At 58.4% G+C, this 15,958-nt stretch carries 7 protein-coding genes; all 7 read left to right on the forward strand.

Annotated features, from left to right (window positions below; all coding sequences use genetic code 11):
- Positions 1-25: 25 nt before the first annotated feature.
- The 7 genes from BLW03_RS19185 to BLW03_RS19215 all read left to right on the forward strand — a co-directional run bounded on the left by BLW03_RS19185 (position 26) and on the right by BLW03_RS19215 (position 15,944).
- Positions 26-1,246, forward strand: coding sequence for a P-loop NTPase family protein (locus tag BLW03_RS19185; protein ID WP_074655575.1), 1,221 nt, complete (start codon positions 26-28; stop codon positions 1,244-1,246).
- Positions 1,246-2,769 carry a DNA polymerase Y family protein gene (locus tag BLW03_RS19190; RefSeq protein ID WP_074656172.1) on the forward strand — a complete coding sequence of 508 codons (1,524 nt, stop codon included), beginning with the start codon at positions 1,246-1,248 and terminating at the stop codon, positions 2,767-2,769. Before BLW03_RS19185 ends, BLW03_RS19190 begins: the two co-directional genes overlap by 1 nt.
- A complete protein-coding gene (locus BLW03_RS19195; protein ID WP_074655576.1) occupies positions 2,762-5,980 on the forward strand; it encodes a DNA polymerase III subunit alpha in 3,219 nt (1,072 codons plus the stop codon). Before BLW03_RS19190 ends, BLW03_RS19195 begins: the two co-directional genes overlap by 8 nt.
- 248 nt (positions 5,981-6,228) lie before the next feature.
- Complete coding sequence (locus BLW03_RS19200) at positions 6,229-8,634, forward strand: zinc-dependent metalloprotease (protein WP_074655577.1); 2,406 nt, start codon at positions 6,229-6,231, stop codon at positions 8,632-8,634.
- Between the two features lie 168 nt (positions 8,635-8,802).
- Positions 8,803-12,054 carry an efflux RND transporter permease subunit gene (locus BLW03_RS19205; protein WP_074655578.1) on the forward strand — a complete coding sequence of 1,084 codons (3,252 nt, stop codon included), beginning with the start codon at positions 8,803-8,805 and terminating at the stop codon, positions 12,052-12,054.
- Positions 12,055-12,069: 15 nt separating this feature from the next.
- Positions 12,070-13,770 carry an efflux RND transporter periplasmic adaptor subunit gene (locus BLW03_RS19210; RefSeq protein WP_074655579.1) on the forward strand — a complete coding sequence of 567 codons (1,701 nt, stop codon included), beginning with the start codon at positions 12,070-12,072 and terminating at the stop codon, positions 13,768-13,770.
- 68 nt (positions 13,771-13,838) lie between these two features.
- Positions 13,839-15,944, forward strand: a complete 2,106-nt coding sequence (locus BLW03_RS19215; protein WP_244502172.1) for a TolC family protein — start codon at positions 13,839-13,841, stop codon at positions 15,942-15,944.
- The last annotated feature ends 14 nt before the right edge of the window (positions 15,945-15,958 follow it).

Consider the following 15,958-nt stretch of genomic DNA (forward strand, 5'->3'; position numbering starts at 1 on the left):
TATAAGGCGAAGAGAGGGCGACCCCATGCTGCACGCCGCTACCCTTCGCCGACAGATCGAGGACGCACTGCAGGACCGCGTGCCGGGCGCACTTTCGCCCCGGCCTGCAGGTCTGCGGGAATATACGCCGACTGGTATCGACGCGCTGGATGTGTTGCTGCGTGGCGGTCTACCCACTGGAGCGTTAGCGGAGCTGGTAGGGCCGGAGTGTTCAGGGCGCACGACTGCGGCGTTGTCATTTTTGGCGCAGGTGACGGCAGAAGGGAACGTGTGCGCTTGGATAGACGTCTCCGACGCTCTTGATCCGCATACTGCCGCAGCCAATGGAGTAGACCTGGAAAGGCTGTTGTGGGTGCGTTGTGCCAGCGGTAAGACTGCCCCACCTGTGCTGCAGACGGAACCGGTTACGCCACAGGTCATTGCATCGGCACAGCAGATAGAGGCCACAGCGGCTCGGCCTGCTCCACCTGCACCGGGAGGCGGCGGCAGCCCCCATCCACGCAGTGAAGGTCGAGGGATGTCTGAGGCAATTCATAACCTGCTGAAGCAGCAACCTCGATCTGCCGCGATCAAAGACATGCGACGCAATCGCGGCATCGGCACGCCCGGGATGGGGAATCGATCGTTGACGCATCGTGCTGACATCAAGCGTGAGGAGCAAGTGCCTACCGATCGCCAGCCTCCAAGACGTGGTGAACATCTACAGACAGTTTCCTCGCAGCAGTCTTCCTCGTTGCAGATGAGCGCAAGTCTCGCTGCTGCGATCAAAGAAAAGAAAGCGATGAAGCTCGCAGATGCAGCACAAGGTGGACCAGAGGCACAGCGTATTACGACAACACAACGATGGTCTCCGCTGGACCGAGCCTTGAGCGCAGCTGACCTTTTACTGCAGGGCGGTGGATTCCGAGCCATCGTGCTCGACCTTGGCAGCACGCCAGCTGAAATGGCATGGCGAGTACCCATGGCTACATGGTTTCGATTCCGCGCTGCATGCGAGCGCTCGCGCGTCAGTGTACTGCTACTCACACAGCATCCCTGCGCACGCAGCAGTGCGGAGCTTGTGGTTCGAATGGAGGCAGGTGACTTCCAGCATATGGGTGCGGTGATGACCGGTATTGCTTATCGCGGAGAACTGGATCGTCAACGCCAGCATCGGCCTGAGAGCAATGTTGTCTCGATCCGCAAAGAAGCTAAACCTGATCGATATGCAGCATGGTCGGCGCGCGCGACTTGGGCGAGAGCTTGATGGTATCTCCTGTTTACCTGGCGGTGCATGTGCCTGAGTTCTCGGCTCAGGCTCTTCTTCGGCTGCGGCCGGAACTGCGTCGTAAACCCGTTGCAGTTGTGAAGGGAGTTCCTCCTCTCCAACAGGTTTGTAGCGCCAATCCTGAGGCCCGTGCCATGGGCGTAGAGAACGGCATCACGCGAGCGCAGCTGGATGCGTTTGATGGTCTTAGCATCTTTCCCGCATCCAGTGCGGAGTATGCCTGCGCGCGCTCTGCGTTGCTGGAAACTGCGTCGGTGTTCACGCCACGAATCCAGGTGCAACCCGAGTCCGATGCAGCGTTCGCCATACTGCTGGACATGACAGGCACCACATGGATGTGGGGCGAGGCCGCATCCATGGTCCAGCATGTTGCTCATGCCATACGAAGCATTCGCCTCTCAGCCCGGTTTGTTACCAGCAGTAATGCGCATACAGCATTGTGTCTTGCATCGGTGGCACGTCGGGGACCATTGGTTGTGCGTGCGGGAGAAGAAGCAAAAGCACTAGCGCAACTTCCCATGTCCTCGTTACCGCTCACGGCAGAGCAAGCCGAGGCGCTTTCTCTCTGGGGACTGGGCACGCTGGGGGATCTGGCATCATTGTCCGTCCATGCAGTCACGGCAAGGTTAGGCCAGGCAGGGAAGCGTCTGCATGCCATTGCATCCGGATCAGAGCCGCATTTCTTCGTGCCGCAGGAAGCCGAGTTCTTATTGCAGGAGAGTATGGAATTCGATGAGCCGGTCGAATTGCTTGACTCGATCCTGTTCGTGCTCAGTCCTATGCTCCTCCAATTGATCGGGCGCGCCGCCAATCGATCGTATGCACTGGCAAGTGTCACGACGCAACTGAAGTTAGAGGGCGGAGGCGAACATACCCGGGTCCTCCAGCCTGCTCTGCCATCTTCTGAGCGAACTGCTTTACTCAAGCTACTGCATCTTGATCTGCAGGCTCACCCGCCAGCTGCGGGTGTTATTGGCGTCTGTCTGTCAGCACAGCCGGGAGATAGAGGCCAGGTGCAGGCAGGCCTGTTTGCTCCGCAGCTTCCTGAGGCGATGCCTCTAGAGGTGACACTGGCACGCATTGCAGCCATGGTGGGAGAAGAGCATGTTGGTCGTGCAAGACTACTGGACACCCATGCGGATACGACATTTGCCATGGAGAGATTTGTAGCGCCGAAGGTTTCGCATGCCTCAAAAGGCCGGTCGTGTGCATCTGCTGCAATGGCTCTGCGGCGTTGTAGACCCCCTCAAACGCTTCAGGTCGTTACGCGCGACAGGCGTTATTCTCCACGGCCCTTGTCGTTCTACTTTGGCGGCAGGTACTACGTGGTGGTGCAGGCATATGGTCCGTGGCGACGGAGTGGCGACTGGTGGTCCGCGGAAGTGTGGTCCTGCGAAGAGTGGGACGTTTGCGCCCGTTGCGATGGTGCCGATGCATTGTTGTGTGTGCTGAAACATAACCGCCTCAGCAAAGAGTGGACCATGGATGCACTCTATGACTAAGCGCGATGAGGGCTTTGTAGAACTGCATGCCAACAGCGCTTTCAGCTTTCTGGAGGGAGCTTCGCATCCCGAACACTTGATTGACACTGCAGAAGAGCACGGCATGCCAGCAATGGCTTTGCTGGATCGAAATGGACTCTATGGCGCAGCTCGATTTCACCTGCGCGCCAAGGAAAAGGGTATCCAGGCTCACATCGGTGCAGAGATTGCCGCAGACGGCTTCGGGCCAGGGTGTGCTTCTTCGCTGCGCATGGTGCATCAGCAAAAGGAATATCTTCCGCGACTGCCTTTGCTGTGTGCTTCGCAGGAAGGCTATGCCAATCTTTGCCAATTGATTACGCGCTACAAGATGCGGCAGCCAGGCAAGGCTGAAGGCTTTGCCCGTAAAGACGATCTGCAGGAGTATTCCCGCGGCCTTGTTTGCCTTACGGGAGGCGATGAAGGTCTGTTGGCCGCTGCATTGCAGCGTGGCGGCAAGAAGGAAGGCCGCGTGATTCTCCAAGAGCTACAGAGGATCTACGGTTCCGAGAACGTCTATGTCGAGTTGCAACGTCACGGTCTGCGTGAGGAAGAATGGCGCAACCAGGCAGCGGTGGAGCTCGCGGCTTCACTGAAGTTGCCGCTGATTGCGACCAATGGCGTTCGATACGCCACGCAGTACGAGCGTGAGATTCTTGACGTCTTTACCTCGATTCGCAATGGAACCGATCTGCAGCATGCCGGCCGTCTGTTGCAGATCAATTCTCAGCGCCATCTTCGTTGTGCAGCGGCGATGCGCAATCTGTTTGCAGATATACCGGAAGCAATCCAGAACACAGTGCTTCTCTCGCAGCGCTTGGAGTTTACGCTGGAAGATCCTGGTTATGTTTTTCCCGGCTACTCCGTACCTGACGAAGAGAGTATGGAAAGTTTTCTTAGAAAACGAGTGGAAGAAGGGATTTGTGCTCGTTACCGTCCGAAGCGCAGTGCAACGCTTCTCCGCAAAGCCCGGCTTCAGGCAGCGAAAGAACTTGCCTTAATTGAGAAGCTTGGCTTTTGCGGTTATTTTCTGATCGTCTGGAACATCGTCCGGCACTGCAAAGAGAACGACATTCTGATTCAAGGCCGTGGCAGCGCAGCGAACTCTGTCGTTTGCTATGCGCTTGGCATTACTGCGGTTGACCCCGTTGGAATGGAACTCTTGTTCGAGCGGTTCCTGAATGAAAACCGCAGCGAATATCCGGACATCGATCTTGATCTGCCCTCCGGCGATAAGCGAGAGCAGGTAATCCAGTATGTCTATCGGCAGTATGGCGAACTCGGAGCAGCCATGACAGCCAACGTAATTTCCTATCGCGGCAAATCTGCATCACGAGAGGTCGGCAAAGCGCTCGGATTCGATGAAGAGACGACGGGGCGCCTCTCATCGTTGGTCGGCCAATGGGAGTGGCGGCGCAAGGATGAGACGCTGGCAGACAATTTTCGACATGCAGGGTTTGATCTTAGTCATCGCCGTATTGCAAAGTACGTTGAACTATGCCAGCGGCTGCAGGATCTGCCGCGGCATCTTGGGCAGCACTCCGGTGGCATGGTTATCTGCAAGGGGTCGCTGAACAAGGTAGTGCCGCTGGAGCGTGCCTCCATGCCAGGCCGTACGGTGGTGCAATGGGACAAGGATGATTGCAGCCAGATGGGCATGGTGAAGGTGGACCTGCTGGGGCTTGGCATGATGGCGGTGATGAAGGACTGCCTGGACCTGATCCCCGCACACTACGGCGATGCGATCGACCTGGCTCAATTGCCTCAGGACGATGAGGTCTACAAAGTGTTGCAGAGGGCCGACACTGTGGGCATGTTTCAGGTGGAAAGCCGTGCGCAGATGGCCTCGCTGCCGCGCAACAAGCCAAGCGTTTTCTACGACATCGTCGTGCAGGTCGCCATCATTCGGCCAGGCCCCATCGTCGGCAAGATGATGCATCCGTACATGCGAAGACGGCAGGGACTTGAGAAACCCGATCCAGTGGTGCCGGAGTTATATGACACTCTGAAACGAACCTTGGGTGTCCCGCTGTTTCAGGAGCAGTTATTACGCATGGCCATGGTGGTGGGAGACTTCAGCGGCACAGAGGCTGAGGAGTTGCGTAAGGCAGTCGGCATGCGCCGGTCGCGCGATCGGATGAATGTGCTGATGGTGAAGCTTCGCGATGGCATGACGCGCAAGGGATACAGCGAAGAGACACAGAACGACATTGTGCAGAGCATCGAATCGTTTGCACTGTATGGCTTTCCTGAGTCGCATGCGGCCAGCTTTGCGTTGATCGCGTATGCCTCGGCTTACTTCAAGGTGAAGTATCTTGCAGCGTTTCTCTGCGCCATGTTGAACAACCAGCCCATGGGCTTTTATACGCCGGCAGTGCTGGTGAAGGATGCGCAGAGGCATGGGTTACGCGTGCGGCCGATGGATGTGCAGGTATCGCAACGCAAATGCACTGTCGAGCATGACGAACATGGAGTTCTTTCTGTTCGGATGGGTTTGATGTACGTGCGCGGGTTGCATGCGCGGATGGCGGATGCTCTTGTTGCGGAACGTGAGCGTGGTGGTCTGTTCTGTGGCTCGGAGGATCTTGCGCGCCGCGTGTCCTCGTTGAATCGGAGGGACATGGCACAGCTTGCACGTGTTGGCGCGCTGAATTGGATGGATGGCGTACAGCACCGGCGTGATGCCATCTGGCAGGCAGAGCAGTGCAGCCGGCCGGCCGGGCCTCTGTTGCAGGACGCTGGTACCGACGAGATCGAAGCATCCCCATTGAAGCAAATGACGGATGAAGAGCGTCTGGTCGCAGACTACAGCGGTACGGGCCTTACGACGGGTCGTCATCCCATGGCGTTTCGCCGTGCTGAGATGCGGCGTGCCGGCATTCTCTCGGCCATGGATCTACGGAATGCACAGGATGGTGTGTGGGTCCATGCGGCGGGCGCCATCATCGCGCGGCAGCGGCCCGGTACGGCATTGGGCTTCATCTTTCTGTCCATGGAAGATGAGACTGGTATTGCAAACGTCATCATTCATCCGGAACTCTATGAGCGGGACCGTCTGCTGATTAGCCGCGGCAAATTTCTGCATGTGGAGGGGAAGCTGCAGAATCAGGATGGTGTGGTCCATGTGAAGGCCGAACGCGTGAAGCTGCTGGATTTAAGCTCGGCAGACATCCGCTCGCACGACTTTCATTGAGGCATGCTGGATGTGTGCGCCGCAGTGCGCCATGTCAATAGTTAGTTTGCTTGATCAACGAAAGACCGCTACAGTAGCCACAACACCAGCACAATCGAATATCTTCCCTGAGGACATTGATGACCCGGTCTCGCTCCCTGTCTTGCTGCTTTGCGGCTGCCTTGCTCTTGTCTTCATGCTGCGTTGTGACAGCGCAAACACAGCGCCGGCCCGGTGGGGCCGCAAATGGTGATACACCGGCAGCCTCTATGCAGACCATCGCACAGCGCACGGCATCGCTCCAGAAGATGGACGGTTTCTTCCCGGTCTACATGGACACAAAGACCGCGCACCTGTACTTGGAGATCAACGGCTGGAACAAGCAGTTCCTGTACCTGCGGCATACGGAAACCGGCAACGGAGCGGGTGTGAATCGTGGTGCGGTGGCGCAGCCGCTGCTGGTGCATTTCTCACGCATTGGGCCGAAGGTCCTGCTGACTGCAGAAAACACCGCATGGCGTACCACGACAGGGGAGCCGGCACAGGAAGCCGCAGCGCGCGAGAGTTTCGCGCAATCTATCGTGGGCGGTTTCACCGTCTCGGCTGAGGATGCGGACGATCATGTGCTGATCGATGCAACCGACTTTCTGCTACGTGACGTGGTCAACTTTGCTGGTCGACTCGGCGCAGGCTATCGTCTTGATCCGACGCGCAGCACCATTGTGCCGGAGCGTACGAAGAACTTCCCGAAGAACACAGAGATTGAGACAATGCTGACCTTCGCCCGAGAGGGCGGTGGTGCGGCGGGTGGTCCTGGTGGCTTCGGCGGTGCGGCGGGAGGCCCTGTTGCGCCGGACATCTCGTCGATTACGCTGGGTGCGAAACAGTCGTTGATTGAACTGCCGGATAACAACTACAAGCCGCGCCTGTGGGATCAGCGCGCAGGCAATCTGCAAAACACGAGTTACTCAGACTGGTCGAAACCGTTGGGAGACATGCGTGAGACACGCTTCGTCAATCGCTTCCGCCTGATCAAGAAGAATCCGAACGCCGCTGTGTCGGATCCGGTTGAACCGATCCGTTACTACATCGATCGGGGCGCGCCCGAGCCTGTGCGGACGGCATTGCTGGAGGGCACACGCTGGTGGTCTGACGCATTCCTCGCTGCTGGTTTCTCAAATGCCTTCAAGGTCGAAATTCTGCCCGAGGGCGCGGATCCGTACGACATTCGTTACAACATGATTCTGTGGGTTGAGGGTGAGAACCGTGCCTTCTCCAATGGCCTGGATGTCGTTGATCCGCGCACAGGCGAGGTCATCAAGGGCGAGGTGACTCTGACTGCCGGCCGCGAGCGGCAGGACTACCTGATCACCGAAGCTCTGCTGTCGCCTTACAAAAACAGCGACAAGCCTGACCCTGCGCAGTTAGCACTGGTGATGCAGCGAATCCGCCACCTGGCAGCACATGAGACGGGGCATACGCTGGGGCTGGGACACAATCACGCCGCAAGTGCGTTTGGTCTTGGATCCTCAGTGGACGACTATCCTTTCCCGAATATCCAGATCGACAAGAACGGCAAGCTGGATCTGTCGCACGCCTATGAGCCGGGCCTTGGCGAATGGGACAAGCTAGCAATCAAGCACACCTACATGGAGCTGCCACCCGACACCTCTCCTGCACAGGAAAAGGCAGCGCTGGATAAGTTGATCGAAGACGGCATCAAGAAGGGTATGTACTTCATTACCGACTCGGGCGCATCGACCGTGCATCCACACTCGTCGCAGTGGGACAATGGCCCTGACTCTGCAGTGGAACTCGAGCACATACTAAAGGTGCGAGAAGTGGCGATGAAGAACTTCTCAGAGGCGGCCATCAAGCCCGGCACGCCGATGGTGCTATTGCAGGACACTCTTGTGCCGGTGTACCTATTGCATCGCTATCAGGTGGAAGCCGCGGTTCAGTCCATAGCCGGCGAAGACTATCGCTACGCCGTTCGGGGTGATGGTCAGCAAATTGCGCCGATGGTACCTGCAGCGCAGCAGAAAGCTGCTCTGACGGCTGTTCTCAAGACACTCGATCCGCGGATGCTGACGCTGCCGGAGTCGCTGATCCTGAAGTTCCCGCCGCGGCCACCTTCGCTGTCGCGGACGCGTGAGTCTTTCCAGGGAGAGGCTGGCGATGCTTTTGATCCCATGGCTCCCGTCCATGCTGCTGTGAGCATTACGCTCTCCGCGCTGTTCGAGCCCACGCGGGCCAATCGGTTGATTGAATTTCACGCACGCGACGCAAGCATGCCGACGCTATCCGATGTGATCGATGCCACGTTACAGGCCACGTGGATGGCGCCAGCACAGCAAGGCCTGGCGCAGGAGTCAAAGCTGACGATTGATCGCGTAGTGCTTGATGAATTGCAGACGCTGGTTACCAGTCCGCAGGCGTCGGCAATGACTAAAGGTGTGGTGCGTGCGGAACTCGCGAAGTTGCGCAGCTATGCGATGGAGCGATCGAAGGACATGGCACTGGATGCAGACAGCCGAGCCTTCTACGGCAGTGCCTTCGACGCCGCGGGCAGTGGCGGGGCGCCCAGCCGCGGCGGAGCCGTCGCACCGGCTGCTGCAGCACCAGCACGCCGCGGTGGCGATACGGATGCTATTCCCGCCGGCGCACCGATCTAAATTGCCCGCACGACAAACTATGGGGCGGGCGCTCGGTGTCCGCCCTGTTTGCTTTCAGCGCGTGCACATTGACCGACTGACTTTCCAGTCATCGAACGCAGCTTTGCGACACGGAATTCTTTTGCATCGAAAGACGCATCCTAACCTTCACCCGAGGTTAGGACTGGGATGTGGATTGTTCGGCTGGCATTACGCCGCCCGTATACGTTTGTCGTGGTGTCTCTGCTCATGCTGTTGCTGGGCATCGGTACCGCCGTGGAAGCACCGAAGGATATCTACCCGTACATCAACATCCCTGTTGTCACCATCGTGTGGAGCTACGGCGGCCTGCCGCCGTCCGAGATGGAAGGCCGTATCGTAACCGTCTGCGAGCGGGCACTGACAACGACCGTCAATGACATCGAGCACACCAGTTCCGAAAGCTACCAGGGCGTCTCAGTCATTCGCGTCTACTTCCAACCGAATGTGAAGGTTGAGCTGGCGATGTCGCAGATCACGGCTGTGGTCCAGACCATTCTGCGTACTCTCCCGCCCGGAACCTTTCCGCCGAACATCCTCAAGTACGACGCCAGCTCCGTGCCCATTGTGCAGCTTGCACTTGCGGGACAGGGAATCAAAGAAGAAGACCTTTACGACCTTGGGCAAGCCTTCATACGACCGCGGCTTGCAAACGTGAAGGGTGCATCCATTCCGCTACCCTATGGAGGCAAGGTGCGGCAGGTGCAGGTGGATGCCGACCCGAACCTGATGTACTCGCACCATCTTTCAGCTACCGATATCTCCACAGCGTTTAATCAGCAGAACTTGATCTTGCCTGCTGGTGTGGCGCGCATGGGAGATCGTGAATTTATTGTCAAGCTGAACTCATCGCCAACGCAGGTTTCCGCTCTGAACGACTTGCCGATCCGAGCGGCCAATGGTGCGATTGTCTCCGTCAAGGACGTCGCGCAGGTGCGGTTGGGTTACGCGCCGCAAGTCAATGTGGTTCGTCAGGACGGCAAGCGTGCAGCGCTCCTGACCGTTCTTAAAAATGGTGAGACCTCGACGCTCGATATTGTGAAAGGCGTGAAGGATCTCCTACCGCAGGTAAAGGCTGGTCTTCCTTCTGCGCTTACGATCACACCCCTCTTTGATCAATCGGTCTTCGTCTCCGAATCTATCAGTGAGGTAGTGCGTGAAGCCGTCATCGCTGCGGCACTAACTGCATTGATGATCCTGCTGTTCCTGGGGTCATGGCGTTCGACGCTCATCGTCTGCGTGTCGATCCCTCTATCGATCGCGACATCACTCGTGATCCTGGGGGCACTAGGCGAAACCATCAATGTGATGACGCTCGGTGGACTGGCTCTGGCCGTCGGCATCCTGGTTGACGATGCGACCGTTGAGATCGAGAACACTCATCGCAATATGAGTGAAAAGAAACCGCTGGTCCGCGCGATCCTTGATAGCGCCCAGCAGGTTGCTGCGCCGGCTTTTGTCTCAACGCTGTCGATCTGCCTGGTGTTTACACCAGTCGCGCTGCTCAGTGGTCCTGCAAAATATCTCTTCACCCCACTGGCGCTCGCGGTGGTCTTCGCGATGATGGCGTCCTACTTCCTGTCTCGAACGCTGATCCCGACGATGATGCACTTCCTGCTCGACGCGGAGATTGGTCTGTACCAGGATCCCGAAGCTGCCGAGAAGGAGAAGAAAGAGAACTTCATTTGGCGCTGGCACTCACGGTTCGACGAATGGTTTGAGCGTCGTCGTGAGAGTTACAAGAAACTGTTGGAGCATACGCTGGAGGCCCGGGGCCTTACCATCGCCATCTTCGGCCTATTCGTTCTGCTGTCCCTGCCGCTCGTCTTCCTCATCGGCGAAGACTTCTTTCCCTATGTCGATTCTGGCCAGATGCGTCTGCACGTTTATCCGCCTTCCGGTATGCGCCCCGAAGACTCCGAACAGTACTTTGCAGCCATCGAACGAGAGATCCGCAAGGTCATTCCGGTTGAGCAGACTAAGCTGATCCTCGACAACATCGGCCTACCGAATGGTGGTATCAATCTTGCGTTCGGGGATAGCACTGTCATCTCTGATACGGATGGAGATATTTACATCTCGCTGCAGCCGGGCAAGCGCGACACGCAGATGTATATGCGGCAGCTTCGGGTTGATCTGCACAACAAGTTTCCGGACGGTGTCTTTTTCTTCACGCCGGCGAACATTACGAATCAGATCCTTGACTTCGGCCTGCCTGCGCCGATTGATCTGCAGATCTCCGGTCGCAGCCCGCAGAACTACGCAACGGCGCAGCAGATGTTGAAAGAGGTACAGGCAATTCCGGGTGTCGCCGATGCGCACATTCATCAGCTGATTTCTCAACCCACAGTCAACGTGAATGTCGACCGGCTGAAAGCGCGCCAGATTGGACTGACGCAGCAGGACGTTGCGCAGAGTATGCTCATCTCGCTCACAGGCACTGGTCAGACGGCGCCGAACGAGTGGCTGAATACCCAAACAGGCGTGAACTACCAGGTGGTTGTTCAAACGCCGCAATACCGCATCGACAGCCTGCAGGCGCTCTCGCGCACGCCGGTCACATCGCCCGCAGGCAATGCAAGTCAGTTGCTGGGCAATGTTGCTAACTTCGAGCGTGACGTGACACCCGCCATCATCGACCACTACAACATCCAACCGGTCTACGACATTTACGCGGATGTAGACCAGCGTGATCTCGGCGGAGTTGCCAGCGATATTCGTAAGATCATGGCGAAGCACAAGCCGGACCTGGCAGTCGGCTCGCAACTGGCGCTCCGCGGCGAAGTGCAGACGATGAGCGACTCGTTTACACGGCTCGGCATCGGCATCATCTTCGCCATCATCATGGTCTACCTGCTGATGGCGATCAACTTCCAGTCATGGCTCGATCCATTGATCATTCTCATGTCGTTGCCGGTGGCCTTCTCCGGCATCTTGTGGATGCTGTACCTCACGCACACCACATTAAACGTGCCATCGCTGATGGGCGCCATCATGACCATTGGCGTCGCTACGGCTAACAGCATCCTGATGGTGGTCTTCGCGAATGATGAGCGAGCAGCAGGAAAGAGCAGCGTGGAAGCCGCCCTCAGCGCGGGCTTCACTCGGCTTCGCCCCGTCTGCATGACGGCATTGGCAATGATCATCGGCATGTTGCCCATGGCGCTCGCGTTGGGTGAAGGAGGCGAGCAGAATGCGCCCCTGGGTCGTGCCGTGATCGGCGGTCTGCTCCTGGCGACGCTAGGCACTCTTTTTGTGGTTCCCATCATGTACTCGTGGCTGCGTACGGCTGCTCCTCGCGATATGGATAAAGAAATCGATGAGGCGTATCACGAGGGTGAAGACAAGAATCAGCAGGGCAACAAGCAAGGCAACAGCGGCGGACAGCAGCAGCCGGCATAACGAGGCATAGGATCCATGAGCGACGATCTGCAACAACGCGTATACCCCGAAGACGAGCGCCTCCGCAACGTGCAGGAAGACCCTGACCGCCGGATGACGCGCGACGAATGGGAGCGCGAAGAGTCGCTGGCGCGTCAGGCCGCCCACAAGCGTCACGAGAACGTGAAGCATGATCGTGAGGTCCAGGAAGAGTACGACCGCAAGCACCGTGCCCAACATCGCAACTGGGGAAAGATCCTGCTGTGGATTGGCGTTGGCGTCGCTGTGCTGCTGCTCATCTTCCTTGTTGGCTACCTGCCGCATCATGCCGAAGCGAAGAAGGCCGCTGCTGCAGCGCGCGAGCGCGAACAGGACGAGCCACAGGTACCTGTCATTGAGGTCAAGCGGAGTACCAAGCCCGGTCAACTGACCGTGCCTGGCACGACTGCACCCATCACCGAGGCATACATCTATGCACGTGCCAATGGATACCTGAAGAAGCGCTATGTCGATATCGGCGATCGTGTGAAGAAGGGGCAATTGCTCGGTCTGATTGATGCTCCCGATCTTGATCAGAATGTCGAGATGGCTCGACAGCAGTTACACCAGGCTGAGGCGGATGAGGCCCAGCAACAGGCGCAATTGGACTTGAAGCGCGTGACATGGGAGCGCTGGCGCACACTGGTTGCGAAGGGCGTCTTCTCACGGCAGGATGGCGACCAGCGTGAGACGGACTACCGCGCGCAGCTTGCACTTGTGGCATCGTCGCAGAGGAACGTGGAAAGCTTCCGCGCAAACCTTAATCGGGCCATTGCGCTTCAAAGCTATGAGCGTGTGACATCTCCTTTCGATGGGATAGTCACGCAGCGCAACACGGACGTCGGCGCCCTGGTGGGTGCGGGTGGGAGTTCGACACCGCCACCCATGAACTCCGCCAACTCGGGCACCGGTGGCTCGGCGAGCGCGAGCAGTTCCAACACGAGCGGTACCAGCGGCAACGGCAGCAGTACCGCGACACCCTCGACAGGGCAGGCCAGCGGAGGCGCACTCTTTGCGGTCGCACAAGTAGACAAGCTTCGTATCCTCGTAGCCGTGCCCGAGGGCTATTCCACCAGTATCGCAACGGGCATGCAGGCGCAGGTGTTTCTGCAAGAGCGAACGGGTAAGCCAATCTATGGGACCGTAACGCGCACCACGCACTCCATCGACGCGAACACGCGCACCATGCTGACAGAGGTCGATTTTGATAACCGCGACGGCAGCCTCAATCCCGGTATGTATACGGTCGTCACCTTCATTCAGGTTCGCGGTACACCGCCTTTGACTGTGCCCGGCGACGCAGTAATCGTTCGCCAGGACAAGACGATGGTCGCAATCGTGCGTGACATGAAGGTGCAGCTTGTCCCGGTGGAGATCGGGCGTGATTATGGTCCATCCGTCGAGATCCTAAGCGGCTTGCATGTGGGGGACCACGTGATCACAACGGTGACGGATGGTGTGCGGCAGGGCGCCAAGGTGCGGCCCATGCAACAGGGTGGTGAAAACGGCGAAGACGCCAGCGGTAATGGCGGCCAGCAGACCAACCGGGTACCCAACGCCGGTCCGAATGAGTATGGCGATCAGTCCATCGTGAACCAGAAGTCGGAAAGCACAAACAATCAAGGCAAGAAGGGTGGCGGCGGCGGGCAGCAGGGCAGCGGTGGGAAGCAATCGAATTCACAGGATAATAGCAAGTGAAGCTACTCCCTTCAACCCGAATGACAGCGTCTGCAGTGACTGCGCTTGCGTGCATGGGTAGTCTGGTCATGAGCGACGCTGTCGCCCAGCAGGGGCAGCAGCCGCCACCTTACACTGCGCAGCAGCCCGTCCTACCCAGCGTGCAATCACCGTCTGGCCAGCAGGCTATCCCGGAATCGCAACGTCCCACTGCTACTCCCGACGCGCCCCTACCGCAGCCGAATGGCAGCACCATCGACCTTCGCGATGTGAAGCCGTTAAGCGTTCAGCCGACGCGGCCAGCGGAACGTTCAACCATGCAGCAACATGCTCAGGACGATGCGACCAAGCCGAGGGCTGAGGGACTTTCGCCGCTGAAGACTGGGCTGTTTCATATCATCGGCGCATACCATCCAGCGCGTGTCGCGGAGTTGCCGGCAGGCGACACCTCACGGCTTGCCTCGCTCGTGCGCGATGGCAAGCTTTACCTTTCGCTGCATGATGCGTTGGCGCTCGCCATCGAAAACAATTTGGACGTTGAAGTGGGCCGCTACAGTCTTGGCCTTGCGGACACTGACCTGACTCGCGCAAAGGGAGGCGGCACGCTGCGTGGCCTGGATTACACGGTGACGCAGACGGCGCCAGGAGTGGGAGCCGCGACCACCCCGCTGCTGATCACGACCACCACCCAGAATGGCTCGCCAACCAACGCCTCGGTGACGGACCTCTCTCAGGTTACGCAGACCGGCAATACTTCGCAGCAGTCGTTGAGTGAGAGCGGGACGGATACCTACGCACAGGGGCCATCGATCCCTGTCTTCGATCCGACTCTGATCGGCGAGGCGGGGTATCTGAGGCGTTCCAACCAGACGTCATTGATCGAGACGAGCACGACCGGCACCGGCGCGGGCACCGGACCGCTCTCCTTCGTGAGCGCAGGGCTTGACTATCAACAGGGGTTCTCGCCGGGGACGCAGGTCGAGGCGTTCGTAAGCAATGCTCCCTCGGTCCTCTATGGACCTCAGCCGCAGTACGATCCATTCAAGTCGCCAAGCACCTCGCTGACCGTGACCCAGCCACTCCTGCGCGGACGCGGGCGTGCGGTGAATCTCCGCTTTGTGCGGATCGCACAGATCAACCAGAGGGTTTCGCGACTGTTGTTTGAACAGCAAGTGCTGGAGACGGTCTACGGTGTCTCGCGCCTCTACTACGACCTGGTTTCTCTTGGCGAAAACATCGGCGTTAAGGAGCAGTCACTGGCCGCGGCTCAGCGGCTGCTGGACGACGACCGCAATCAGGTCTCTGAGGGGACTCTGGCGCCGATGGAACTCACGCGCGCGCAGGCCCTGGTGTCTTCGTCACGACTCGACTTGATCCAGGCTCGCGGTCAGTATCGTCAGCAGGAGGTCATTCTTCGGCAGCAACTGGTACGCGACATGGCTGACCCCGGCGCGCAAATCCTCTCGATCGTAGCGACCGATAAAATTACCGTGCCGGATGCCGCACCGCAGCTTGATGTCAATGCACTCACTTCAGACGCGCTGGCAAACAGGCCTGACCTTGCGCAGGCCGGATTGCAGGTTCAGGCAAATGAAGCCGCAGCTCGTGGCACCAGCAATGGTGTGAAGCCGCTCCTGAATTTGTATGCGAATGTTCAGACGCGCGGCTCGTCACTGGTGCCATACCAGACATTGGGATCGACTGGAACAGGCCTGGTCCAGGTGCCGACTGCCCTCACGACCGGAGGTCTCCGGCTTTCGACGATCTACCAGGCGGGGATTCAACTGAACCTGCCTCTCCGAAATCGGATCGCACAAGCCGATGCGGCGCGGGATGAAATCCAGCTGCGTCGCGCGCAGGGCCGCACGGCGAAGCTGGAGAACGATATCCGGCAACAGATCGAAAATGCGTCAGTTGCACTTGAAAATGCTCATGAGGCGTACACTGCCGCTGTGGAAAGCCGCGACTACCAGCAGCAGCTGCTGACGGCGGAGATTGATAAGTTCGCCGTAGGTGCGAGCACGAACTACATGATCATCCAGGATCAGGCATACCTGGCTCAGGCGCGGTCCACGGAAGTCGCAGCCCGGTCAGACTGGATGAAGGCCGAGATGGCGCTGGATCGTGCGCTCGGCGACCTGCTGGAGAAGAACCGGATCGAGCTGGATGATGCGATCCGTGCCGATGTCCGGTGAGCGAGGTTGTTCAC

Origin of the sequence: Terriglobus roseus, from assembly GCF_900105625.1 — a bacterium.
Classification (GTDB): domain Bacteria; phylum Acidobacteriota; class Terriglobia; order Terriglobales; family Acidobacteriaceae; genus Terriglobus; species Terriglobus roseus_B.

Coding starts and splice junctions, on each gene's coding strand:
- BLW03_RS19185 (WP_074655575.1), top strand. CDS start 26: ATGCTGCACGCCGCTACCCTTCGCCGACAGATCGAGGACGCACTGCAG.
- BLW03_RS19190 (WP_074656172.1), top strand. CDS start 1,246: ATGGTATCTCCTGTTTACCTGGCGGTGCATGTGCCTGAGTTCTCGGCT.
- BLW03_RS19195 (WP_074655576.1), top strand. CDS start 2,762: ATGACTAAGCGCGATGAGGGCTTTGTAGAACTGCATGCCAACAGCGCT.
- BLW03_RS19200 (WP_074655577.1), top strand. CDS start 6,229: ATGCAGACCATCGCACAGCGCACGGCATCGCTCCAGAAGATGGACGGT.
- BLW03_RS19205 (WP_074655578.1), top strand. CDS start 8,803: ATGTGGATTGTTCGGCTGGCATTACGCCGCCCGTATACGTTTGTCGTG.
- BLW03_RS19210 (WP_074655579.1), top strand. CDS start 12,070: ATGAGCGACGATCTGCAACAACGCGTATACCCCGAAGACGAGCGCCTC.
- BLW03_RS19215 (WP_244502172.1), top strand. CDS start 13,839: ATGAGCGACGCTGTCGCCCAGCAGGGGCAGCAGCCGCCACCTTACACT.